Consider the following 22,732-nt stretch of genomic DNA (forward strand, 5'->3'; position numbering starts at 1 on the left):
TTATTCCTTCCCGACAGCCGTATTGCCGTCGTCATGCCCGCGCAGACCCGTCAGTCTGCCGGCTTCCAAGATCACCTTGTCCGTCAGGCCACCCGCCGCAAGCGCGCCGTGTATGACATGATCACGCCCAAAGGACAAACCCAATTCTGAGGCCGTCAGGCAACCGAACCAGCGTCCGCCGGTGGGCGTCCACAGCTTTCCCTTGCCGCGTTCCGACCCGTCGCTGGCCTGCAGAAGCACTTTCGCGCGCCCCTCGGCCAACCAGCCCTTAACCTTTTCGAACCCGGCAACCGCACGACCCGTCTTGCGGGCCAGCGATACCAGTTCGACCAGACGACGGGCGACGCCCGCCTCGGTCATGGCGCCCAGATCGTCGGGCGCGGAAACGGGGGCACGGGCGGCGCGGGAAAACAATCCCTTCGCCGCCGCCTTGTCGATCGCCGCGCGATCGGCCGTGACCCAGATGCCCCGTCCGGGCAGCTTTTCGGCCAGGTCGGGGACGACCTGGCCTTCGGGACCGATCACGAAACGGATCAGCCCACGTTTGGGTTGCGCATCGCCAGTGACGATGCATTTGCGTTCCGGATCGGTCCGGTCCTTGTCACGTCCACCACGGCTCAAGCTGTGCACAGTACCGGGGCGATCAGGCCCCGGCCTCCTCGTCGTCGTTGTCATCTTCGTCGGTGTCGACATCATCGGCATCGCCTTCCAGCTCGGTCGGGTCGACCCAGCCCAGAAGCACCCGCGCGGTCATCACCATGCCCTGCGCTTCCTCCAGCGAGATGTCGAAGGGTTCCAGCAGGCCTTCGTCCTTGACGCGCTGGCCGTTCACGGTGGTCCAGCCACCGGCCAGTTCCCAATCGGCGCAGGTGGCAAAGTCTTCCAGCGTCTTGATGCCGTCCTTTGCCAGCGCTTCTATCATCTGGGGGGTCAGGCCGTCGAATTCAACAAGGCTGTCCTCGACGCCCAGTTCGCGGGCGCGGTCCAGCGCGGCCTTGTTCTTGGCCTCCAGCACGTCGCGGGCACGGGCCTGCAATTCGGATGCCGTGCCTTCGTCCACGCCGTCGATCGTCAGCAGTTCGTCGGTATCGACGAAGGCGACCTCCTCGAGGTTGGTGAAACCTTCGGCGACCAGCAGCTGGGCAAAGAACTCGTCCAGGTCCAGCGCCTCCATGAACAGGGCGGTGCGGGTGTTGAACTCGGCCTGACGACGCTTGGATTCTTCCTCATCCGTCAGGATGTCGATGTCCAGACCCGTCAGCTGGCTGGCCAGACGCACGTTCTGACCGCGGCGGCCGATGGCCAGCGACAGCTGTTCGTCGGGAACCACGACCTCGATCTTGTTGGCTTCCTCGTCGAAGACGACCTTGCTGACCTCGGCGGGCTGCAGGGCGTTGACCAGGAAGGTGGCCTGGTCCTCGTTCCACGGGATGATGTCGATCTTCTCGCCCTGCAATTCGCCGACGACGGCTTGAACGCGGCTGCCGCGCATGCCGACGCAGGCGCCGACCGGGTCGATCGAGCCGTCATAGCTGATGACCGCGATCTTGGCGCGCGAACCGGGGTCGCGGGCCACGGCCTTGATCTCGATGACGCCGTCATAGATTTCCGGCACTTCCATCTTGAACAGCTCGGCCATGAACTGCGGGTCGGTGCGCGACAGGAAGATCTGCGGGCCGCGCGTCTCGCGGCGCACGTCCTTGACATAGGCGCGGATGCGGTCGTTCGGGCGATAGCTTTCGCGGCCGATCTTCTCGTTGCGGCGCAGGATCGCCTCGCCACGGCCCACATCGACGATGATGTTGCCGTATTCCTCGCGCTTGACGACACCGTTGATGATGGTGCCGGCGCGATCCTTGAATTCCTCGTACTGGCGGTCGCGCTCGGCTTCGCGCACGCGCTGCAGGATCACCTGCTTGGCGGATTGCGCGGCGATGCGGCCCAGTTCCACGGGGGGAACCTGGTCGATGATCTCGTCGCCGACCTTGGGGTCGTCCAGATAGGGACGCGCCTGCTCGACGGTGACCTCGGCTTGGTAATTCTCGACCGCGTCATCCTCGACGACCGTGCGGACACGGGTGAAGGTGGCGTTGCCGGTCTTGCGGTCGATGGACACGCGGATGTCCATCTCGGCACCGTAACGCGACTTGGCGGCACGCGCCAGGCTGTCTTCCATCGCTTCGATGACCAGCTCGGGCTCGATCATCTTCTCGCGGGCGACGGCTTCGGCCGTCTGCAACAGTTCAAGCTGGTTGGCAGATGTGATCGCCATCAACTCACTCCTTGATAGCGGCGCCGTCGGCACCTTCGTTGTCGTCGGTTTCGATCTCGTCGAAGGCGGTTTCGTCCAGGTTGTCGATCTCGACCCCGGCTTCCTTCTTCTGACGCAGCATTTCCTTGATCAGCTCGTCCGTCAGGACCAGCTTGGCATCGGCCAACAGGTCGAAATCCAGACCGATCGTGTGGGTCGCGCCCTGATCCTCGATGTTGATCAGCACCTCGGTGCCCTCGGTGCCGGCCAGCGTGCCCTTGAAGCGCTTGCGGCCGTCGATGGGCTGGTTCAGGTCCAGACGCGCCTCATAGCCCTCGAAGGATTCGAAATCCTTCATCCGGGTCAGGGGGCGGTCGATCCCCGGAGAGGACACTTCCAGATGATAGTTGTCCTCGATGGGGTCCTGGACGTCCAGCGTGGCGCTGACCGCGGTCGATATCTCGGCACAGTCATCGACGTTGATGCCGCCCTCGGGGCGGTCGGCCATGATCTGCAGCGTGGCGGTCTTGCCGCCCTGCAGGCGCACGCGGACCAGCTCGAAGCCCAGATCCTCGATCACGGGCGTGATGATTTCGGCCAGGCGACGGTCAATGGCCGTCTTGGCGATCAGATCGTTCGACATGGGATCCTTTCGGACATGAAAAAGGGGCCGTCAGCGGGCCCCATGCGGAAGTTCCGGTGGGCAGGGTTTGGACCCCTGCACCGCTGTTGTAAGGCCATATAGCGCCGCCCCCCGCCGAATGCAAGCTGTCTCAGCGTGCCCCTGCACCGGGATTGTCGCGCCAGACGCGCCAGTTCAGCCCCGCCGCCACGCAAAGCCAGGCCAGATAGGGCAGCAGCATCAGCCCCGACCGCCAGTCAAGCATCCAGAATTGCACGACCATTCCCGCGACCACGGCCCACAGCACGGCCATGACACCCATCGCCATGCCCATCCGCCGCGCCCCGAAGAATGTCGGCGTCCACAGCGTGTTCAGCGCGATCTGCGCGGCCCACAGCGCCAGGGCCGTGCCCGCGCCGGGCAACAGCGCCACCCGTGCCGCGGCGATGGCCGACAGCAGATAGATGACGCTCCAGGCGACGGGGAAGGCCCATTTCGGCGGCGTGAAGCCGGGCTTGCGCAGCCCGTCATACCAGCTGCCGGGGCGGAAGATGATGCCCGTGGCGGCGGCGGCGGCGCTGGCCACCATGAAGATCAGGAACAGGTTCAGGCTCATGTTCGGGGGGTCCGGGTCTTGATGCGGTCTTCGTCGCGGATGGTGTCCATGACGGTGACCAGTTCGGCGGTGATGCGGGGTTCCGACAGCGCATGTCCCGATGCGGGGACAAGGCGCAGCTGGCATCCCGCCCATCCCTGCGCCAGCGCATGGGCGCCCGCGGGCGGGCAGACCATGTCGTAACGGCCCTGCACGATCACGGCGGGCAGATGCTCGATCCGGGCGCGGTCGCGCAGCAGCTGGCCTTCGTCCAGAAAGCAGTTGTTGTGGAAATAGTGGTTTTCCAGCCGGGCAAAGGCGCGGGCATATTCCGGCGGCGCAAAGCCCGAGGCCGATGATTGCAGCCCTGCCAGCGCATTTTCCCACATGAGCCAAGGCTGGGCAAAGCGCGTCTGCCGCCCGGTATCGTCGTCGAACAGGCGGCGGTGATAGGCGGCGATCATGTCGCCCCGCTCGGCCTCGGGGATCGGTTCCTGGAACTGCGCCCAGAGGTCGGGGAAGAACCGCGCCGCCCCGCCGCCATAGAACCAGTCCAGTTCGGACTGCATCCCCAGAAACACGCCGCGCAGGATCAGCCCGGTGCAGTGGTCGGGATGGGCCTGCGCATAGGCCAGGGCCAGCGTCGCCCCCCAGCTGCCGCCGAACAGCAGCCATTGATCGATGCCCAGATGGTCGCGGATCAGCGCCAGATCGCCCACCAGATGCGGCGTGGTGTTCGCCGTGACCGAGGCGGTGGGCCGCGACCGGCCGCAGCCACGCTGATCGAACAGGATGACGCGGAAATGATCGGGGTCGAAAAAGCGCCGCATGAAGGGGCTGCATCCGCCGCCGGGGCCGCCATGCAGCACGATGACCGGCCGCCCCTGGGGGTTGCCGCATTCCTCGACATAGAGGGTATGGCCGTCGCCCACCTCCAGCATGTGGCGCGCAAAGGGTTCGACCGCCGGATGAAGGCGGCCATGTGACGCGGAGATTTGTCCTGCCAATCGGTCCATGCTGATACTATAAGGCCTGTCGAGCCCGCCTGCCAGAAGGACCACCGAAAATGACCAGCATCGACCCCGCCGAAATCGCCAAGTTCGAGGCGATGGCCGCCGAATGGTGGGACCCGAACGGCAAGTTCCGCCCGCTGCACCTGATGAATCCGCTGCGGCTGGATTACATCGCCGAACAGATCGGCATCGAATTCGGCCGCGACCGGACCGGTCCCGCGCCCTTCGAAGGGTTGCGCATTCTGGATATCGGCTGCGGCGGCGGCCTGGTGGCCGAACCGATGGCGCGTCTGGGGGCCGATGTCACCGGCGCCGACGCGACCCAGGTGAATATCGACGTGGCCCAGACCCATGCCGACCAGCAGGGGCTTGCCATCGACTATCGCGCCACCACCGCCGAGGCGATGGCCGATGCCGGCGAGGTCTTCGACGTCGTCCTGGCGCTGGAGATCGTGGAACATGTCGCCGACCCCAAGGCCTTCGTCGCGACCTGCCAGCGACTGGTGCGTCCCGGCGGGCTGGTGATCGTGTCCACGCTGAACCGCACGGTGCGCAGTTTCGGCGCGGCGATCCTGGGGGCGGAATGGATCCTGCGCTGGCTGCCGCGCGGCACGCATGACTGGCAACGCTTCATCACCCCGGACGAGCTGACCGCCATGGCCGGGGCCGCCGATCTGGACACGGTCGACCGGCGCGGCATGGTCTTCAACCCGATCACGCATGGCTGGCGCCTGTCGGATCGCGACATGTCGGTGAACTACATCCTGACGGCGCGGCGTGCCTGACACGCTGGCCTAGTCGCTGCCTTCCAGCTGGACGCGCATCTCGCGCAGGACGGGCAGGGCGCTGCGCACGCGCTCGGCCCCGATCTTGCGCACAACGCCAGCGATCAGCGGCATGAAGGCGGCCAGCGCATTGTCGCGCGCCGCCCGACCCGCCGGGCTGAGCGAGACGAACTTGCGCCGCGCATCGTCCCAATCGGGGCGGATATGCACATGCCCCGCCCATTCCAGCCGCGACAGCGTGTTCGTCATGGCGCCGCGCGTGACGTGAAAGGCGCGGGCCAGCTGGGCGGGGGTGCGTTCCTCGTTCACATGGGCCAGCAGGTTCAGCACCGAGAAATGCGAGATCTGCATGCCGCCGGGCAGCGCCTTGCTGATCAGGTTGCGCGACAGCTGTTCGGCGATCAACACCTCGGCGAACAGGCTGGCGGCCAGTCGGTCGGTGCTGGGGTCGATATCGGTCGCGCGCAGGGTCATGGGATTTCCGGGGCCGCAAAGGGCCGGTCATGGGTCAGGGACGGGATGGAGGACCGTGCCCTGTCGACGGCCGTAAGGTCAAGGGAAACAACGGATATACCCGGCGTCACGCCCGCATCGACCAGCACCTTGCCCCACGGGTCGACGACCAGCGCGTGACCATGGCTGCGCCGGGCGGGCCTGTCAGGGCTGTGGGGTGCCGGATGGGTGCCGCATTGGGCCGGGGCCAGCACGAAACAGCCCGTCTCGATCGCGCGGGCACGCAGCAGGGTTTCCCAATGCGCCTCGCCGGTGACCGGGTTGAAGGCCGAGGGCACGGTCAGAATGCGCGCGCCCGCCTGTGCCAGCTGCCGATAAAGATGCGGAAAGCGCAGGTCATAGCAGATGGTCATGCCGATGGGCACATCCGCCGCACGGGCCAGCACGGCCCGGTCGCCGGGGCGATAGGCGGCGCTTTCGCGATAGGATTCGGTGGCGCTGATCGTCACGTCGAACATGTGCAGCTTGTCGTATCGTGCGACGATGTCGCCCTGCGGGTCGATCAGCAGGCTGCGATTGGCAAAGCGCCCATCCGCATCATCCGTCGCCAGCGCCAGCGACCCGATCAGCAGCCAGATGCCCAAGGCACGCGCCTCGGAGCGCAGGGCGGCAAGGGTCGGGTCCTGGGCCTCGGTCCGCAGGGTGCGGCGCTGCCAGTCGCGGTCGGGTGACAGCAGGTTCGTGGCCTCGGGGGTCAGGACCAGCTGCGCGCCCTGGGCCGCGGCCTGCCTTATCAGCGGGATGGTCGCCTGCAGGTTGGTCAGCGGTGCGTCGCCGACCGTCAGCTGGATCAGCCCCACGGTCAGCGACGCGGGGGACATCAGGCGGCGCCCTTCAGCATCGGGTCCAGCTTGCCTGCGCGGTCCAGCGCGAACAGCTCGTCGCAGCCGCCGACATGGGTGTCGCCGATGAAGATCTGCGGGACGGTGCGCTTGCCATTGGCACGCTGCGTCATCGCCGCGCGCTTGGAGGCGTCGGCCCCCACGTCGGTTTCGTCGAACTTGGCGCCTTTCTGCTCCAGCAACGCCTTGGCGCGGATGCAGAAGGGGCAGGTGCGGGTGGTATAGATCTGGATCTTGGGCTGTGACATGTCGGTCCTTTCGGGTGGTTCGGACCTTATTTAGTGATCCTTGACCGCCCGTGCCAGCACCGCGACCGAAACTGGTCCCGATCCGGCCTGCAACAGGGCCATGGCCGCCGTGGTGATGGTGGCCCCCGAGGCCATGACGTCATCGACCAGCAGCACGGGCCGGCCCTGCAGGGCGTCCAGCCGGCGGGGGTTCACGGCCAGCGCGTCCTGCAGGTTGGCAAAGCGCTCGGCCGCGCCGCGATGATCCTGGGCGGGGGTGTGGCGGGTGCGGACCAGCAGGTCGGGTTGATGATCCAGCCCCAGGTCTCGCGCCAGACGGGCCGCGACATGGGCCGACTGGTTGTATTTCCGCTTGATCAGGCGGCGCAGGTGCAGCGGGATGGGGCAGACGATCTGGTCGGCCATCACCAGGGGCCGCGCCGCCCGCGCCAGCCAGCCCGCCATCGCGGGCGCCAGGTCCAGCCGGTCGCCATGCTTCAGCGCCAGGATCAGCTTGCGCGCCGTGCCGTCATAGACCATCGCCGCCCGTCCACGCGACCAGGGCCGCACGCTGGTCAGGCAATCGTCGCAGACCAGCACCTGGTCGTCGCCCGACCCGTCATCGGGCAGCGGCACGCCGCAGCAATCGCACAGCGCGCCGGTGATGAACCGGGCATCCGTCCAGCAGGTGGCGCAGAGATGGACCGCGCCCACGCCGCCATCCGCGACGCCTGCGCCGCAGGACAGGCATTGCGGCGGATAAAGCACGTGCAGCGCGACTTTCATCGCCCCCGAAAGCACCCTATGTTCCAGTCCCATGAAGATCCCCCAAGATACCACGCGCCCCGCCCTGACCGACACGGCCGCCCTGCAGCGCCAGCGCGACCGCGCGCGCCGGACGGGGTTTGTCGACCTGTTCCACCAGATCGCCGCCGACGAGATCGACGATAGGCTGATCGAGGTTAACAGAACCTTTACGGCGCCCGCCGTCGTGACCGGCTTTCCCGAAATCTGGAGCCCGCGCTTTCCGCAGGCCCACGTTGTGGCCGACGATCCGGTGATCGATCTGGAACCCGGCGCGCATGACCTGGTGATCCACGCCATGTCGCTGCACTGGGCCGAGGACCCGATCGGCCAGATCGCCCAATGCCGCCGCGCCCTGCGCGAGGACGGGCTGTTCATCGGCGTCTGTTTCGGCAACCAGACGCTGGCCGAACTGCGCGCCGCCCTGGCCCAGGCTGAGGCCGAGATCACCGGCGGCCTGTCGCCCCGCGTCCTGCCGATGGGAGAGATCCGCGACATGGGCGGGCTGCTGCAACGGGCGGGGCTGGCGCTGCCGGTGGCCGACCTGATGCCGCAGCGCGTCAGCTATCGCGACCTGGCCCATCTGGGCCGCGACCTGCGCGCCATGGGCGAAGGCAACGCCATGGCCGCCCGGCTGCGCCGCCCCACGCGCCGCGCGGTCATGGGTCGCGCCAGCGCCATCCTTGCAACGCACCATCCCGACCGCGACGATCCGTCCCGTGTCAACGTCGGCTTCGATCTGGTCTTTCTGACCGGATGGGCGCCATCAGACAGCCAGCCCAAGCCCTTGCGTCCGGGAAGCGCCAAGACCGCGCTTGCCGACGCGTTGAACGCAATCAGGAAAACGAACCCATGACGCCAGCCCATGCGCCTGCCGACCACCCCCGCATCAAGCCTGCCAAGACCGGCATCCTGATCGCCAATCTGGGGACGCCCGACGGCTATGACTACTGGTCGATGCGCCGCTATCTGAACGAATTCCTGTCCGACAAGCGCGTGGTGGATCTGCCCAGCTGGAAATGGCAGCCGCTGCTGCAGGGCATCATCCTGACCTTCCGGCCGACCAGTTCGGGCAAGAACTACAAGCTGATCTGGAACAACGAGGCCAACGAAAGCCCGCTGATGACGATCACCAAGGCGCAGACCAACGCGCTGCGCGATGCCGCACATGCCGAATGGGGCGATCAGGTGATGGTCGAATTCTGCATGCGCTATGGCAACCCCTCGACCCATGACGTGCTGCAGAAGATGGTGGATGCCGGGTGCCGCCGCATCGTGTTCCTGCCGCTTTACCCGCAATATGCGGGGCCGACCTCGGCCACGGCCAACGACCAGCTGTTCCGCGCGCTGATGGAACAGACCTGGCAGCCCGCCGTCCGCACCTGCGAGCCCTATGTGAACCGCCCCGACTATATCAAGGCGCTGGCCGACAGCGTGCGCCGGGCGCTGGACGGCAAGGTGCCCAAGAAGCTGGTCGCGTCCTATCACGGCATGCCCAAGCGCTATCTGATGCAGGGCGATCCCTATCACTGCCAGTGCCAGAAGACGTCCCGCCTGCTGCGCGAGGAGCTGGGCTGGCCCGAGGGCATCATCGACACCACCTTCCAGTCGGTTTTCGGCCGCGAGGAATGGCTGAAGCCCTATACCGTCGAACATGTGGCCGAACTGGCGAAACAGGGCCATACCGACATCGCCGTCATCTCGCCCGCCTTCTCGTCCGATTGCATCGAGACGCTGGAGGAGATCAACGGCGAGATCCGCGAGGCCTTCGAGGAGGCCGGCGGCCACGAATTCCAGTACATCCCCTGCCTGAACGACGATCCGGCCCATATCCAGGTGATGCTGAACGTCATCCGCGACAATATCGGCGGCTGGGTCGAACCGGTCGCCTGATGCGAAAAGGGGGCCGCGCGGCCCCCTTTCCTTACAGGATCAGAACCTGCGTCCCGATCTTGGCCAGCCCGAACAGCTGGGCGATGTGTTCGTTGTAAAGACCGATGCAGCCGTTCGACGACTTGCGCCCGATCTTGCGCGTGTCATGGGTGCCGTGGATGCGGTAATACTGCCAGGACAGCCACAAGGCGTGGGTGCCAAGCGGATTGTCCGGACCGGCGGGCACGAAATCGGGCCATTCGGGGTTGCTGGCCTTCATCGAGGGCGTGGGCGCCCAGGTGGGTCCATCGACCTTCTTGATGATCTCGGTCCGGCCCGTGCGGGTCAGTTCGGCGCTGACCGGGATCGAGGAGGGATAGACGTGATAGGTGGTGCCGTCCTCGGACCAGTAATGGACGGCGCGCGATGTCAGGTCGCACAGGATCGCGCCATTGGTCAGGTTCTGGAAATGCGGGCGCCAGTCCTGCATCCGGAAGCTGGAGATGTTGTGCTGGGGGCCGGTATTGCCGGTCGGCGCTTCCTGCGCCAATGCGGGCATCGCCAGACCTGCGGCGGCCGTGCCCAGAAAGGCCCGCCGGTTGAAGTTGAAACGCGTGCTCATCTGATCATGTCCTCGGGGTTCGGATCACCGCTCTTGAGAGGCGGGCTTCGATGGGGAATCATACCGCCTGCACCACGACGCGGCAAATCAAACCGGCGTTTGACGGGGACATGACGCCGCGCGGGCGGTCTCACGCAGAGTTGCGTTTGAACAGCGGCGCCCGCTTCGTTAGACCAAGACCACATCGCATTTGAGGGAGCCGGCACGTTGAGGAATATCAGGTCGATCGGGGTTCTTGCCGTTCTTGCGCTGACAGCATGCGCGCCGCGCTACCTGCAACAGCAGCCCATGCCCATGCCCCAGGACATGCCCGCGCAGGCCGTCGCGCCCGTCGATGACAATGCCGCCATCGCCGCGCGGGTGTTGCAGCAGATCAACACTTTGCGGGGAAATCTTGGGCAGGCCGCGCTGGTGCCCAGCACCCAGCTGGATGCCGCGGCCCTGGCCCATTCGCGCGACATGTCGGCCCAGAATCGGGCCTGGCATTGGGGGTCGGACGGATCGTCCCCCCTGGACCGCGCGCGGCGTCAGGGTTTCAATGGCACCCTGATCGGCGAGAACATCTCGGAGAGCTATGAGGACGAGATCCAGACCCTGGCCGCTTGGATGAGCACGCGCGACACCCGCGATGTCATCATGGACCCGTCGGCGACGCTGCTGGGCTTTTCCTGGTACAAGGAACCCTCGGGCAAGCTGTGGTGGACCCTGCTGACCGGGTCCCAGTAAGCAGGCCCCGCCCCGAACATGACACGGCCCCGATCCTGCGATCGGGGCCGTGTCATGTCAGGAATGCGGCGCGGCCTCAGGGATAGATCACCACCTGGGTGCCGGGGCGCAGGATGGCATAGATCTCCTCGATCTCCTCATCCGAGACGGCGATGCAGCCGGCCGTCCAGTCGCGCTGGCGGGGGAACAGGTTGTTGCCGTCGGGGCCGCGGCCGTGGATGAAGATGTCGCCGCCGGGCTTGCGGCCATGGGCTTCGGCAAAGGCGCGGTCCTGGGCGTTGGGATAGGACACCCCGACCGACAGGTGATAGGCGCTGCGCGGGTTGAAGCGGTCGACGAAATAGACGCCCTCGGGGGTCTTGCCGTCGCCTTCGAACTGCTTGTGACCGACGGGGACGTTGCCCAGGCTGATGTCATAGGACTTGACCACGGTGCTGCCGCTGAACAGGTGCATCCGGCGCTGGCCCTTGTTGATCTGGACCTGCGTCACCGGAGGGCCGAAATAGCGGACGAATTTCGGTTTTTCCTCCTGCGGGCGGCCACAGGCGGCCAGAACGGCCAACATCGAAATCGTGAACGCCCGACGGGTCGTTTTGCTCATCACTGCCTCTGACGGTTTTTTGTTTTATGGGACCGGAATATCACATCTATCGCGACGCTGACTAGCAAAGCCTTAATGCAGCGACCATTTCGACATGCGGCGAAAAGCGGAACTGGTCCACCACCCACAGCCTGTCGACGCGGTAACCCGCCTGGACCAGAACACGCAAATCCTTGGCGAAATTCACCGGGTCGCAGGCAACTTGGGCCACCACCGGAACGCGAGCGGCGACGATCTGGCGCATCTGCGGTTCGGCCCCGCTGCGTGGCGGATCTATCACGATTGCGTCAAATTCGGCCAGCTCGTCGGGCAGCAGCGGGCGTCGGGCGATGTCGCGCACCTGCGTCGTGACGCGGTTCAGCCCGGCAGTCTGGCGCCAGGCCGAATCAAGCGCCTGCAGGGGCGCGGCCAGACCTTCGACCGCATGCACGCGCGCGGTTTCGGCCAGGGGCAAGCTGAAGGTGCCGCAGCCGGCGAACAGGTCCAGAACGCGGGCGGCATCGCCCACCGTGTCGCGCACGGCGGACAGCAGCGCGGCCTCGCCCTCGGCGGTGGCCTGCAGAAAGGCGCCGGGCGGCGGGACGACCTGCGCGCGGCCCATCGGCAGGGGGGCGGGTCGGCGGGTGATCGTCTGGCCGTCCCAATCCAGCCGCGCCAGATCGCCCTCGCGCGCCAGGGCGGCCATGGTCTGCAACAGGTCGGGGTCCATCGGCTTGCCGCCCCGCACGGCCACATCCAGCCCGGCAGGCCCGTGGATGACGGTGAAGGTCAGTTCGCCCTGGCGCGAGGCCCCCGCAACGGTGATCCGGCGCAGCAGCGGCAGGGCGGCGGTGATCTGGGGACGCATGACGTGGCATTCGGCCAGATCCACGATCACCGCCGAGGCGCGGGCATGAAAGCCCACCAGCGCGCCCTTCTTGGTGCGCTTGCCCGACAGCACCGCCCGCCGCCGCGATTTCAGGGGCGAGACATGCATCTCGGGCTCGGGCGCCTGGATGCCCTGCGCGGCCAGTGCCGTTTCCACCACCTGCCTTTTCCAGGAGGTCGTGAAGCCGTCGCTGGCATGCATCAGCGAACAGCCCCCGCAGGCGCGAAAATGCGTGCAGATCGGGCGCACCCGCTGATCCGAAGGCGTGACGATGCGCGGCGCGGCGATGCGGCCATCCTCGGGGGTGCCGTCGATCTCCTCTCCGGGCAGGGTCAGGGCGGCCAGCGCGCGTTCATCGCCACGGATGGCGACGCCGTCGCCCTTGCGGCCAAGCCGTTCGATCGTCCAGGTGGTCATTCGGCGGCCTCGTCCGTTCCCAGGAAGCCGCCCGACTGGCGCATCCAGTATCTTGCATAGGTGCCGTTCCGGGCCAGCAAAGCGTCATGCGTGCCCTGTTCGACGATGCGTCCATCCTCGATCACAAGAATGCGGTCAAGTTCCACGATGGTCGAGAGGCGGTGGGCGATGGCCAGCACCGTCTTGCCCTGCATGGCGCGGCCCAGGGCGTCCTGGACCTGAGCCTCGATCTCGCTGTCGAGCGCGCTGGTCGCCTCGTCCAGGACCAGGATCGGGGCGTCCTTCAGGAAGGCGCGCGCCAGGGCGATGCGCTGTCGCTGGCCCCCCGACAGCTTGACGCCGCGTTCGCCCAGATGCGCGTCGTAACCTGTGCGTCCGGCATGATCGCGCAGGGTCAGGATGAAATCATGCGCCTCGGCGGCGCGGGCGGCGGCGACGATCTGGTCCTGCGTGGCGTCGGGACGCCCATAGAGGATGTTGTCGCGGGCCGACCGGTTGAACATGGCCGTTTCCTGGGTGACCATGGCGATCTGGCGGCGCAGACTTTCCTGGGTGACGTGGCGCAGGTCATGCCCGTCCAGCAGCACCGCCCCGCGTTCGACGTCGTAAAGCCGCAGCAGCAGCGCCACCAGCGTCGACTTGCCCGCACCCGACGCACCGACGATGCCGACCTTTTCACCGGCGGCGATGGTCAGGTCCAGATCCTCGATCCCGCCCTCGTCCCGGCCATAGGCAAAGCTGACATGGTCGAACCGGATCTGGCCCTGCACCCGGTCCAGCGTGATGGCGTCGGGGGCATCGGTCAGCCCGTGGGGGGGCGACAGGGTGCGCATGCCGTCCTCGACCTCGCCGATATTGCCCCACATGCCCATCAGCGACATGCTGACCCATCCGGTCATCTGCGACAGCCGCATGGCGATGGCGCCCGATGCCGCGACATCGCCCACCGTGGCCGCGCCCTGACGCCACAGGATGATGGTGCCGCCCACCAGGATCACCGGCAGGACCCCCGCCACGATCATCAGCGACAGGCGGAACCAGGTGCTGACGACGCCGAAATCCAGCGCCCGTTCGCGAAAGCCCGCCATGGCGCCCAAGGCCACCTGATCTTCATGGCGGTCATGGGCGAACAGCTTGACGGTCTTGATGTTGGTGATGGTATCGACGACCTGCCCCGTCACATTGGCCCGCGCCGAGGCCCGCGCCCCCGATTTCGCCCGGATGCGCGGCAGGAAGAAGCGGATCAGCGCGAAATAGGCCACCAGCCAGACCAGCAGCGCCACCGCCCCCCAGCCATCCACGGCCAACAGGAATGCCGCCGACCCGATGACCGAGGCCAGCGCGAAGGCCACCACGTTCACCACTTCGCTGGCGACATCGGTGACGGCGCGGGCGGTCTGCATCTGCTTCTGCGCCAGCCGGCCCGCAAAATCGTTGTCAAAGAAGTCGATCGCGTGGCCCATGGTCCAGCGATGCAGGCGCGACAGCACCAGGGGCAGGACGTTCGGCCCGATGATGACGTTGGAACTGGCCGTCGACAGGCCGAAGATCGCGGGACGCAGCAGCAGGAAGAAGCCCGCAAAGATCGCGACCAACCCCCAGTTCTGGGCCCAGAAGGTGCCGGGGCTGCTGCCCGTCACCGCATCGACGACCATGCCCAGCAGCATCGCCGAGACCACATCCGCCGCACCCCCCATCGCCGATGTCAGGGCTGCGAAGCCAAGCCCCTTCCAGGCGCCCGACAGGCACCAGCGGAAAAAGGCCATCAGGCTGCGCGGGGGCGCGCCATCGGCGGGGCGGAAGGCATCGACCATGCGGCCGAAACGGGCGTGCAGGCTCATACGGGCTCTTTTCCGGCCAGGTTGGCCATGTCGATCAGGGCAGGGGCGGGCAGCGCAAAGCCCGAGGCGATCCAGGCGGCCTCGGCGGTTTTCAGGGCATGACCCAGGGCGGGACCTTGCAGGTCGGGCAGATCGGCGGCCTTGATGGGAAAGCGTGCCTGCGCCGCCTGAACGACCTGATCGCGCCAGTCGGGGGGCAGGTCCTGTCCGCGCGCGGCCATCAACAGGGCATGGTCCAGACCGATCCCGGCGCCAAGCCGATAGGCGGCCTGGTCCAGCGACCAATCCTGATCCAGCGCCGTTCGCAGGGCCGCCTGGGTCTTTGCTTCGGATTTGGACAGGCGCAGCGCGGCGGCGGGATCGTGGTGCAGGGCCGACAGTCGGCGCGGCCAGGCCGGGGGCGTCTCGCCTTCCAGCGCAAGAAGGGCGTCCAGCGCCGCCGGATCTGCACCCGGCAGCAGCATGTCCAGAACGCCCGTCCCCGCCATCAGCGCGACCGAGGGCGCCGGATCGTCCGCCGCCAGCAGCTTGCGCATCTCGGCGCCGATGCGTTCGCGGGCGATGCCGGACAGGCCGTCCTTATGCGCGGCGCAGGCGGTCACGGCATCCGGATCGGCCTGCTGGCCATAGCGGGCAAAGAAGCGGAAGAAGCGAAGGATGCGCAGGTAATCCTCGCGGATGCGCTGGCCCGGATCACCGACGAAACGCAGGCGGCGGGCCTGCAGGTCGGGCAGGCCGCCCACCGGGTCCAGCACCCGGCCCGTCCGGTCGACATAAAGCGCGTTCATGGTGAAATCGCGGCGCGCGGCATCCTGGGCGATGTCATCGGTGAAGGACACGACGGCATGGCGGCCGTCCGTCTCGACGTCGCGGCGAAAGGTCGTCACCTCGAAGCCGCGCCCGTCATGGACCAGCGTGACGGTGCCATGGTCGATGCCGGTGGGAACGGCCCGCAGGTTGGCGGCCTGGGCCAGCGCGATGACGCGTTCGGGCACGGCATCGGTCGCGATGTCGATATCGTCGACCGGCTGACCCAACAGCGCGTTGCGCACGACGCCGCCCACCAGATAGGCGTGATCGCCCTGCGCATGCAGCGCGTCCAGCACATGGACCAGCGCGGCATCGGCCATGATCTGCGCGGGCATCCGCATCACGGCCTCATGCCCTGCGCCAGGTTCAGCAGGATGCGGGCGGTGGCCCCCCACAGGTAATAAGGCCCGAACGGCGCGGCGTGAAAGCTGCGCCAGCCGCCGCGCCACCGCCGCTTTTCGATGCGATAGCTGGCGGGGTTCGCGATGTGACGGAAGGGCAGGGTAAAGACCTCCTGCACCTCGCCCTCTTCGGCGACGGGGGTGAAGGGGCCGTCGATGATGGCGATGACAGGGGTGATCTGGAAACCGGTGACGGTGCGATGGGGCGGCAGGCAGCCCAGCACCCGCACCTGTGCGGGGGCCAGGCCGACCTCTTCATGCGCCTCGCGCAGGGCGGCGGCCACGGCGTCCGCATCGCCCGGATCGACCTTGCCGCCGGGCAGGGCGATCTGGCCCGGATGGTGGCGCAAGCCGGACGCGCGCTTGGTCAGCACCAGCCGCCCGTCATCGGCGTGAAAGGCCGCCAGCACGCCTGCGGGGCGCAAGGGCGTGTCGGGCAGAGCCACCCCGGGATTGAGGTCGAAATCCGAGCTTGCCCCCGCCGCGTTTTGCAGCGCCAGGGACAGGCGTGTTTCCGACCAGGCCCCGCTCACTCGGCGGCCTTGTCCTTGGGCGGCAGGGGATTGCCCTCGGCGTCGACCTCGGCCTCGAAGCCAAGGCTGCGCGGGTCGAAGACATAATGCGCGCCGCAGAACTGGCAATCGGCGGTGACGGTCCCTTCCTCGGTCGTCATGTGGGTAATGTCCTTGGCGGAATAGATTGCCAGGGTATCGCGCACGCGGTCGGCGGTGCAGGAACAGCCGAATTTGACGGGGTGGGGTTCATGCACGCGGGGCGTTTCCTCGTGGAACAGGCGCAGCAGCAGGTCGGTCGGGCCGACGGTCGGGCCTATCAGTTCCAGCGTCTCGACCGTGTCCAGCAGGATGTTGGCGCGGTTCCAGTTTTCCGATTCGGCACCCTGCAGGATGTCGGCCGCCTCGATCAGGCCACCTTCGCCGCTGCCGCCATCGGCGGCATTCATCTGCTGTGCGGGCAGGGTCTGCAGCATCACGCCGCCGGCCCGCCATCCCGCCGTCTGACCGCTGGACCGCGACAGCCCCGATGCCAGCTGGAACCGCGTCGGCAGCTGCTCGGACTGGGCGAAATAGGTCTGCGCGCAGGCCGACAGCGATCCGCCCGCCAAGGGCGTGATGCCCTGATAGGGGGTGCTGCCCGACCCCTGGTCGATCAGGATGGCGAAATACCCCTCGCCGATCTGGTCGAAGGCGGGGCGATTGTCCAGGCGGTCGGCATCGAAGCTGGCCCAGGCCCGGATGCGGGCGGGCTGGCCGTCGGCCTCGGGGGCAAAGTAGTCGGCGGCGATGGTCCGCACGGCGCCGTTGCCGCGGACCTGCAGGCTCAGCTTCCAGCGCAGCTTGACGGTCGGGCCGATCAGCGCGGCCAGCAGGGCGACCTCGGCCACCAGGGCGCTGACCACGGGCGGATAGTCGTGGCGCGTCAGGATATGGTCCAGAACCCCGTCAAGACGCGCGACGCGCCCCCGGATGTCCGAGCGGTCCAACTGGAATGGCAAAATCGTGTCGTCCCAGGCTATCTGGTTGATGTCGTTCATCATTGATCCTTGAAGTGGCAGCGGCACCGCCCATGGCGGGCCCGGTTGCGCCCAATATAGGGGTTTTTGCGCCGATCCCAAGGGGGCGGGTTTCGCCCGCATCCGTGGCACGATATCAGCGGGACGCAACAGACAGGTGATCGATGATTCCGCGTTTCGGCAAGCCGCCCATCCCCGGCACACGCTATCGCCGCCGCCAGGGCGCCTATGGCGTCCTGGTCCGCGACGGGCTGATGCTGCTGACCTTCCAGCAGGCGCCGGTGCCGGAATACCAGCTGCCGGGCGGGGGCGTGGATGGGGGCGAATCGGCCATCGCGGCCCTGCACCGCGAGGTTTTCGAGGAAACCGGCTGGGGGATCGCGACGCCCCGTCACCTGTGCGATTACCGCCGCTTCTGCTGGATGCCGGATTACGATTTCCATGCCGAGAAGCTGTGCATGATCTGGCAGGCACGCCCGACCCTGCAGCGGGGCGACCCCTCCGAACCGGGCCACAGCGCGCATTGGGTTTCGCCTGCCCGCGCGCTGGACCTGCTGGCCGATCCCGGATCGCGCCATGCGGTCCGGCTGTGGCTGGCCACCGGGGGCCGCTGCTAGCGCGCGGGCTTGCGGGGCAGGCGGACCAGCTGAGCATCCTCGCGGATTTCCAGAAGGACGGCAGAGATGTCGTCCTGGCGTTCCCCGCGGCAATATTCCGACACCGACCAGGCCATGGATTCCAGGAAGGGATGCCCCTTCAGGAAGGCATTGGTGCGCAGGATCGCCTCCAGCCCCTCATTGCCCAGCTGCTGGCCATTGGGTGTCGTGGCCTCGGTCAGCCCGTCCGAGGCGATCAGCAGCCGGTCGCCCGGGGCCAGCTGGACCCGGATCTCGTCGAAGACGGGGTTGTCGAAGACACCGATCGGCATGCCCCCTTGGCCCAGATGGATGATGCTGCCATCGGCGCGTTGCAGCACCGGGTGGGGATGGCCCGCCTGCACCATGGTCAGGTCACCGGTGCTGTGGTTCAGTTCGGCGAAGATCATGGTGAAATAGCTGTCGGTGTTCATCTCCTCCAGCATCATGTTGTTGAAGAAGCGCGCCAGGGCGGTCGGGCCGACAGCCTCGCCCCCGGTCTGCGCGCCGCGCAGCGCGACGTTCTGATCGGCCGATCCCGACAGGTGAACCGACAGCTGCGCGGTCAGCAGGGCCGCCGTGACACCATGCCCCGACACGTCCAGCGCATAGATGCCGATGCGGTCGTCATTGATGGGAAAGAAGCCCACCAGGTCGCCGCCGATATGACCGGCGGGACGCAGCAGCAGGCTGATCTCGGCCCTGCCGAAGCTGCCCGACCGTTCGCGCACCAGCCCCTGCTGCAGCTTGCGGGCCTCGCGCAGGTCGCGTTCGATCGCGGCCTGGGTCGCATTCAATTGATCCAGGGCCTGCTGAAGCTGGGTGTTGCTGGCGCGCAGTTCGTTTTCCACGCGCAGGATGCGTTCGGCGGCCGCGATCCGGGCCAGCAATTCCTGTGCCACGACCGGCATCGAGAGGAAATCGTCCACCCCCGCCTGCAGACCGGTATCCAGCGCCTGCAGGTCGCCCGTCGTGGTCAGAAGCACGAAATACCCATAGGAGGATCGTTCCAGCTTGCGGAACGCCTGGCAGAATTCCAACCCCGACATGCCGGGCAGTTCCCAATCCGACAGGATCAGGTCGGGCGTCAGGTCCGCGCACAGCCGCAGCGCGTTTTCGCCCGTGTCGGTTTGAATGACGGTATAGCCGCGCCCCTCCAGCACCGCGGCCACGCGCAGGCGGTGATCGGTGTTGTCATCCACCAGCAGCGCCAACCGATCGATGGTGGGCTGGTCGGCATCAAGGGTGGGAAGGGGAAGATTCGCGGGTTTCATGCGCCATGTCTAGCGCTGCTGTCGTAAACAGCCGGTAAATTGCCACTGCTTTCCACGCTAAAGATTTGTTGGTCGGGGCTGGAAAGTTTTTCCCGCGATGCCCGTCCAGGCATCGCGGGGACAGCCGGTTCAGACCAGGAATTCCGACAGGATCTGGTCGTTGGTGATGTCGCGATAGGCAAAGCCACCCTGTTCCAGGCGCTGCATCAGCGATGACAGGTTGGCGGGCTGGGTGGTCTCGATCCCGATCAGCACCGAACCGAAGTTGCGGGCCGATTTCTTGAGATATTCGAAACGTGCGATATCGTCGTCCGGGCCCAGCATCTCCAGAAAGTCGCGCAGGGCGCCGGGGCGCTGCGGCATCCGCAGGATGAAGTATTTCTTGACGCCCTGATAGCGCTGGGCACGTTCCTTGACCTCGGGCAGGCGTTCGAAGTCGAAATTGCCGCCCGAACAGACGCAGACGACGGTCTTGCCGGTCAGATCGCCCAGATCGTCCAGCACATCCAGGGCCAGCGCACCCGCAGGTTCCAGAACCACGCCCTCGGTGTTCAGCATCTCCAGCATGGTGCGGCAGATGCGGTCTTCGGGGGCCAGATAGACGTCGTCGGGGGAAAAGCGCGACAGGGCCTCGAAGGGCAGGGCGCCGATGCGGGCCACGGCCGCGCCGTCGACGAAACTGTCCACGGCAGGCAGGGCCACCGGTGCGCCCTGACGCAGCGCGGCTTGAAGGCTGGCCCCGCCAAGCGGTTCGGCAAAGGCAAAGCGAGTCGCAGGGGCCTCGGTCCGGAAATAGCTGGTGACACCCGCCGACAGGCCGCCACCACCCACCGGCAGGACCACCAGATCGGGTGCGCGCCCCAGCTGGGCCAGCATTTCCAGGCCGACCGTCGCCTGGCCTTCGATCACGTCGGGGGCGTCGAAGGGCGACAGGAACTGCGCGCCCTCAGCGGCGCAGAAGGCCTGGGCCGCGGCCAGCGTCTGGTCGAAATAATCGCCCGTCAGCACGATGCGGATCGCCTCGCCGCCGAAGATCTTGGTCTTGTCGATCTTTTGCTGGGGGGTGGTCACGGGCATGAAGATCGTGCCGCGCACGCCGAAATGGCGGCAGGCAAAGGCCACGCCCTGCGCGTGATTGCCTGCGCTGGCGCAGACGAAATGGCCGGGGCCGTCGCCGATCAGCTTGCGCATGGCATTGAAGGCGCCGCGCAGCTTGTAGCTGCGCACCGGGGTCAGATCCTCGCGCTTCAGCCAGATGTCGGCGCCGTATTTGGCGGACAGGTGGTCGTTGCGCTGCAACGGTGTAGGCTCGAACAGGTCGCGAAGCGCGGCCTCGGCCAGACGGACGGAGGCGACAAAGTTTTCCATAGCATCGCCAATGCCGCGAATGCGCCCGATTGGCAAGGGTTCAGCGCAGCGCACGCCCTTCGACGAAATGGCCCCGTGAAGAGAGGGGGCGACCGGCGGCATTGGCAAGGGCGCGGGTCACGACATCGTATTCGGTGCCGAATGGCGAAGAAGGCGAGATGCCAGCATGGAAATGCCCTTATTGAATGCCGTTGGCCCCTAATCGGTGTCAAACCCTTGTGACAACGGACGGAACGCCGTATTCCCTGCCAAAATTCGATGAAGGGTTAACCGCATGACCGACGCGCCGAAAAAAGTCGTCCTTGCCTATTCCGGTGGGCTGGATACCTCGATCATCCTGAAATGGCTTCAGACCGAATATGGCTGCGAGGTCGTGACCTTCACCGCCGATCTGGGCCAGGGCGAAGAGCTGGAGCCTGCCCGCGCCAAGGCCGAGCTGCTGGGCATCCCCGCCGAGAACATCCATATCGAGGACCTGCGCGAGGAATTCGTCCGCGATTTCGTCTTCCCGATGTTCCGCGCCAATGCGCTGTACGAAGGCTTGTACCTGCTGGGCACGTCGATCGCGCGGCCGCTGATCTCGAAGCGGCTGGTCGAACTGGCCAAGCAGCACGGCGCGGATGCGGTGGCGCATGGCGCGACCGGCAAGGGCAACGACCAGGTCCGGTTCGAGCTGAGCGCCTATGCGCTGGACCCGTCGATCAAGGTGATCGCGCCCTGGCGTGAATGGGACCTGACCAGCCGCACCAGGCTGATCGAGTTCGCCGAGAAGAACCAGATCCCGATCGCCAAGGACAAGCGCGGCGAGGCGCCCTTCAGCGTGGACGCGAACCTGCTGCACACCTCATCCGAGGGCAAGGCGCTGGAAAACCCCGCCGAAGCCGCGCCCGAATACGTCTATCAGCGCACCGTGAACCCGGAAGACGCCCCCGACACGCCGGAATTCATCGAAGTCACCTTTGAAAAGGGCGACGCGGTGGCGATCAACGGCGAGGCGATGTCGCCTGCCACGATCCTGACCAAGCTGAACGAGTTGGGCGGCGCGCATGGCATCGGTCGCCTGGATTTCGTCGAGAACCGCTTTGTCGGCATGAAGTCGCGCGGCATCTATGAGACCCCCGGCGGCACCGTGCTGCTGGAGGCGCATCGCGGCATCGAGCAGATCACCCTGGACAGCGGCGCGGGCCACCTGAAGGACAGCCTGATGCCCCGCTATGCCGAGCTGATCTATAACGGCTTCTGGTTCAGCCCCGAGCGCGAGATGCTGCAGGCGGCCATCGACAAGAGCCAGGAGCATGTCAGCGGCACGGTGCGGCTGAAGCTGTACAAGGGCATGGCGACCTGCGTGGGCCGCTGGTCGGACCACTCGCTCTATTCCGAAGCGCATGTGACCTTCGAGGATGACGCCGGTGCCTATGATCAGAAGGACGCGGCGGGCTTCATCAAGCTGAACGCCCTGCGCCTGAAGCTGATCGCCAACCGCAACGCCCGCGTCGCGAAATGACCGCCCGGGCCGCCCGCATTGCCATCGTCACCGTCAGCGACCGCGCGGCCGCCGGCATCTACGAGGACAAGGGCGGCCCCGGCGCCGAAGACTGGCTGCGCGGGACCATCACATCCCCGATGGAGATCGCGCGCCATATCATCCCCGACGGTCGCGACGGTGTCGCGGCCAGGCTGCGCGAACTGGCCGATGGCGGGGCCGACCTGATCCTAGTGACCGGCGGCACCGGCCCCGCGCCGCGCGACCTGACACCCGAGGCCGTCGCCGATGTCATGGACAAGGAACTGCCCGGTTTCGGCGAGGAAATGCGCCGCGCCAGCCTGGCCGAGGTTCCCACCGCCATCCTGTCGCGCCAGACGGCCGCCATCCGTGGCGCGACGCTGATCATCACCATTCCCGGCAAGCCTTCGGCCATCGCGACCTGCCTGAATGCGGTCTTTGCGGCCGTGCCCTATTGCCTGGACCTGATGGGCGCCGCACGGATCGAAACCGACCCCGCCCGCATCAAGGCGTTCCGTCCCAAATCGGGCTGATCGCGGGGGGCGGATCGTCGGATCCGGGTATTTGGACAAAAGAGAAATCTGCATCATCCGTCTGCCGATGGCGCGAC

General features: G+C 66.8%; 25 protein-coding genes. 7 read left to right on the plus strand and 18 right to left on the minus strand.

Annotated features, from left to right (window positions below; translation table 11 throughout):
- From IE00_RS04330 to pip, 5 genes are all read right to left on the minus strand, one after another.
- Positions 1–621, minus strand: coding sequence for an RNA-binding protein (locus IE00_RS04330; protein WP_072295844.1), 621 nt, complete (start codon positions 619–621; stop codon positions 1–3).
- A 22-nt stretch (positions 622–643) separates the two neighbouring features.
- A complete protein-coding gene (gene nusA / locus IE00_RS04335; RefSeq protein WP_072295845.1) occupies positions 644–2,272 on the minus strand; it encodes a transcription termination factor NusA in 1,629 nt (542 codons plus the stop codon).
- 4 nt (positions 2,273–2,276) lie between these two features.
- A complete protein-coding gene (gene rimP / locus IE00_RS04340; RefSeq protein ID WP_072295846.1) occupies positions 2,277–2,894 on the minus strand; it encodes a ribosome maturation factor RimP in 618 nt (205 codons plus the stop codon).
- Between the two features lie 130 nt (positions 2,895–3,024).
- Positions 3,025–3,489, minus strand: a complete 465-nt coding sequence (locus tag IE00_RS04345; RefSeq protein ID WP_072295847.1) for a TspO/MBR family protein — start codon at positions 3,487–3,489, stop codon at positions 3,025–3,027.
- Positions 3,486–4,484 carry a prolyl aminopeptidase gene (pip, locus tag IE00_RS04350; RefSeq protein WP_072295848.1) on the minus strand — a complete coding sequence of 333 codons (999 nt, stop codon included), beginning with the start codon at positions 4,482–4,484 and terminating at the stop codon, positions 3,486–3,488. Before pip ends, IE00_RS04345 begins: the two co-directional genes overlap by 4 nt.
- Before the next feature lie 50 nt (positions 4,485–4,534).
- On the opposite strand from pip, the gene ubiG reads away from it, so the two are divergent.
- Entirely contained in the window at positions 4,535–5,266 is a 732-nt protein-coding gene (gene ubiG / locus IE00_RS04355) for a bifunctional 2-polyprenyl-6-hydroxyphenol methylase/3-demethylubiquinol 3-O-methyltransferase UbiG (protein ID WP_072295849.1), read from the plus strand.
- Positions 5,267–5,275: 9 nt separating this feature from the next.
- Here the strand turns inward: ubiG and IE00_RS04360 are convergent, their stop codons facing one another.
- From IE00_RS04360 to IE00_RS04375, 4 genes are read right to left on the minus strand one after another with little or no spacing between them, the layout of a single operon-like run.
- Positions 5,276–5,740, minus strand: a complete 465-nt coding sequence (locus IE00_RS04360; RefSeq protein WP_072295850.1) for a MarR family winged helix-turn-helix transcriptional regulator — start codon at positions 5,738–5,740, stop codon at positions 5,276–5,278.
- On the minus strand, positions 5,737–6,600 hold the full coding sequence (locus tag IE00_RS04365; protein ID WP_072295851.1) for a carbon-nitrogen hydrolase family protein: 864 nt from the start codon (positions 6,598–6,600) through the stop codon (positions 5,737–5,739). Before IE00_RS04365 ends, IE00_RS04360 begins: the two co-directional genes overlap by 4 nt.
- On the minus strand, positions 6,600–6,869 hold the full coding sequence (gene grxC / locus IE00_RS04370; RefSeq protein ID WP_072295852.1) for a glutaredoxin 3: 270 nt from the start codon (positions 6,867–6,869) through the stop codon (positions 6,600–6,602). The genes IE00_RS04365 and grxC overlap by 1 nt, the downstream gene beginning before the upstream one ends.
- A gap of 30 nt (positions 6,870–6,899) precedes the next feature.
- A complete protein-coding gene (locus IE00_RS04375; protein WP_240493787.1) occupies positions 6,900–7,667 on the minus strand; it encodes a ComF family protein in 768 nt (255 codons plus the stop codon).
- Between IE00_RS04375 and IE00_RS04380 the strand changes: the two genes are divergently transcribed.
- Complete coding sequence (locus IE00_RS04380; RefSeq protein WP_072295854.1) at positions 7,666–8,508, plus strand: SAM-dependent methyltransferase; 843 nt, start codon at positions 7,666–7,668, stop codon at positions 8,506–8,508. The genes IE00_RS04375 and IE00_RS04380 overlap by 2 nt on opposite strands.
- Positions 8,505–9,545 carry a ferrochelatase gene (hemH, locus tag IE00_RS04385; RefSeq protein ID WP_072295855.1) on the plus strand — a complete coding sequence of 347 codons (1,041 nt, stop codon included), beginning with the start codon at positions 8,505–8,507 and terminating at the stop codon, positions 9,543–9,545. The genes IE00_RS04380 and hemH overlap by 4 nt, the downstream gene beginning before the upstream one ends.
- A gap of 31 nt (positions 9,546–9,576) precedes the next feature.
- Here the strand turns inward: hemH and IE00_RS04390 are convergent, their stop codons facing one another.
- Positions 9,577–10,146, minus strand: coding sequence for a L,D-transpeptidase (locus tag IE00_RS04390; RefSeq protein ID WP_072295856.1), 570 nt, complete (start codon positions 10,144–10,146; stop codon positions 9,577–9,579).
- Positions 10,147–10,434: 288 nt separating this feature from the next.
- Here IE00_RS04390 and IE00_RS04395 point away from each other — a divergent pair, with 288 nt between their 5' ends.
- A complete protein-coding gene (locus IE00_RS04395; protein WP_083554045.1) occupies positions 10,435–10,872 on the plus strand; it encodes a CAP domain-containing protein in 438 nt (145 codons plus the stop codon).
- Positions 10,873–10,948: 76 nt separating this feature from the next.
- Here the strand turns inward: IE00_RS04395 and IE00_RS04400 are convergent, their stop codons facing one another.
- The 6 genes from IE00_RS04400 to IE00_RS04425 form a co-directional block, all read right to left on the minus strand.
- A complete protein-coding gene (locus tag IE00_RS04400; RefSeq protein ID WP_072295858.1) occupies positions 10,949–11,473 on the minus strand; it encodes a murein L,D-transpeptidase family protein in 525 nt (174 codons plus the stop codon).
- Between the two features lie 61 nt (positions 11,474–11,534).
- Positions 11,535–12,758: a class I SAM-dependent RNA methyltransferase gene (locus IE00_RS04405; protein WP_072295859.1), complete on the minus strand. Its 1,224-nt coding sequence runs from the start codon at positions 12,756–12,758 to the stop codon at positions 11,535–11,537.
- Entirely contained in the window at positions 12,755–14,599 is a 1,845-nt protein-coding gene (locus IE00_RS04410; protein ID WP_072295860.1) for an ABC transporter ATP-binding protein, read from the minus strand. Before IE00_RS04410 ends, IE00_RS04405 begins: the two co-directional genes overlap by 4 nt.
- Entirely contained in the window at positions 14,596–15,750 is a 1,155-nt protein-coding gene (locus IE00_RS04415; RefSeq protein WP_072295861.1) for a CCA tRNA nucleotidyltransferase, read from the minus strand. Before IE00_RS04415 ends, IE00_RS04410 begins: the two co-directional genes overlap by 4 nt.
- Positions 15,750–16,343 (minus strand): CoA pyrophosphatase, encoded by a 594-nt coding sequence (locus tag IE00_RS04420; protein WP_072295862.1) that lies wholly within the window; start codon positions 16,341–16,343, stop codon positions 15,750–15,752. Before IE00_RS04420 ends, IE00_RS04415 begins: the two co-directional genes overlap by 1 nt.
- Positions 16,340–17,362: an Hsp33 family molecular chaperone HslO gene (locus IE00_RS04425; RefSeq protein WP_072295863.1), complete on the minus strand. Its 1,023-nt coding sequence runs from the start codon at positions 17,360–17,362 to the stop codon at positions 16,340–16,342. The genes IE00_RS04420 and IE00_RS04425 overlap by 4 nt, the downstream gene beginning before the upstream one ends.
- A gap of 143 nt (positions 17,363–17,505) precedes the next feature.
- Between IE00_RS04425 and IE00_RS04430 the strand changes: the two genes are divergently transcribed.
- The gene (locus IE00_RS04430; RefSeq protein WP_072295864.1) at positions 17,506–17,958 is read left to right on the plus strand and encodes an NUDIX domain-containing protein; all 453 of its coding nucleotides are present in this window, start codon (positions 17,506–17,508) and stop codon (positions 17,956–17,958) included.
- On the opposite strand, the gene IE00_RS04435 is transcribed toward IE00_RS04430, so the two are convergent.
- Both IE00_RS04435 and ilvA read right to left on the minus strand, forming a co-directional pair.
- Positions 17,955–19,250 carry a PP2C family protein-serine/threonine phosphatase gene (locus IE00_RS04435; protein WP_072295865.1) on the minus strand — a complete coding sequence of 432 codons (1,296 nt, stop codon included), beginning with the start codon at positions 19,248–19,250 and terminating at the stop codon, positions 17,955–17,957. The genes IE00_RS04430 and IE00_RS04435 overlap by 4 nt on opposite strands.
- Before the next feature lie 129 nt (positions 19,251–19,379).
- Positions 19,380–20,618 carry a threonine ammonia-lyase IlvA gene (ilvA, locus tag IE00_RS04440; RefSeq protein ID WP_072295866.1) on the minus strand — a complete coding sequence of 413 codons (1,239 nt, stop codon included), beginning with the start codon at positions 20,616–20,618 and terminating at the stop codon, positions 19,380–19,382.
- Between the two features lie 274 nt (positions 20,619–20,892).
- Between ilvA and IE00_RS04445 the strand changes: the two genes are divergently transcribed.
- Positions 20,893–22,122 carry an argininosuccinate synthase gene (locus tag IE00_RS04445; protein ID WP_072295867.1) on the plus strand — a complete coding sequence of 410 codons (1,230 nt, stop codon included), beginning with the start codon at positions 20,893–20,895 and terminating at the stop codon, positions 22,120–22,122.
- Positions 22,119–22,655, plus strand: coding sequence for a molybdopterin adenylyltransferase (mog, locus tag IE00_RS04450; protein ID WP_072295868.1), 537 nt, complete (start codon positions 22,119–22,121; stop codon positions 22,653–22,655). The genes IE00_RS04445 and mog overlap by 4 nt, the downstream gene beginning before the upstream one ends.
- The last annotated feature ends 77 nt before the right edge of the window (positions 22,656–22,732 follow it).

It is taken from the genome of Paracoccus sp. SM22M-07 (assembly GCF_001887735.1).
Classification (GTDB): domain Bacteria; phylum Pseudomonadota; class Alphaproteobacteria; order Rhodobacterales; family Rhodobacteraceae; genus Paracoccus.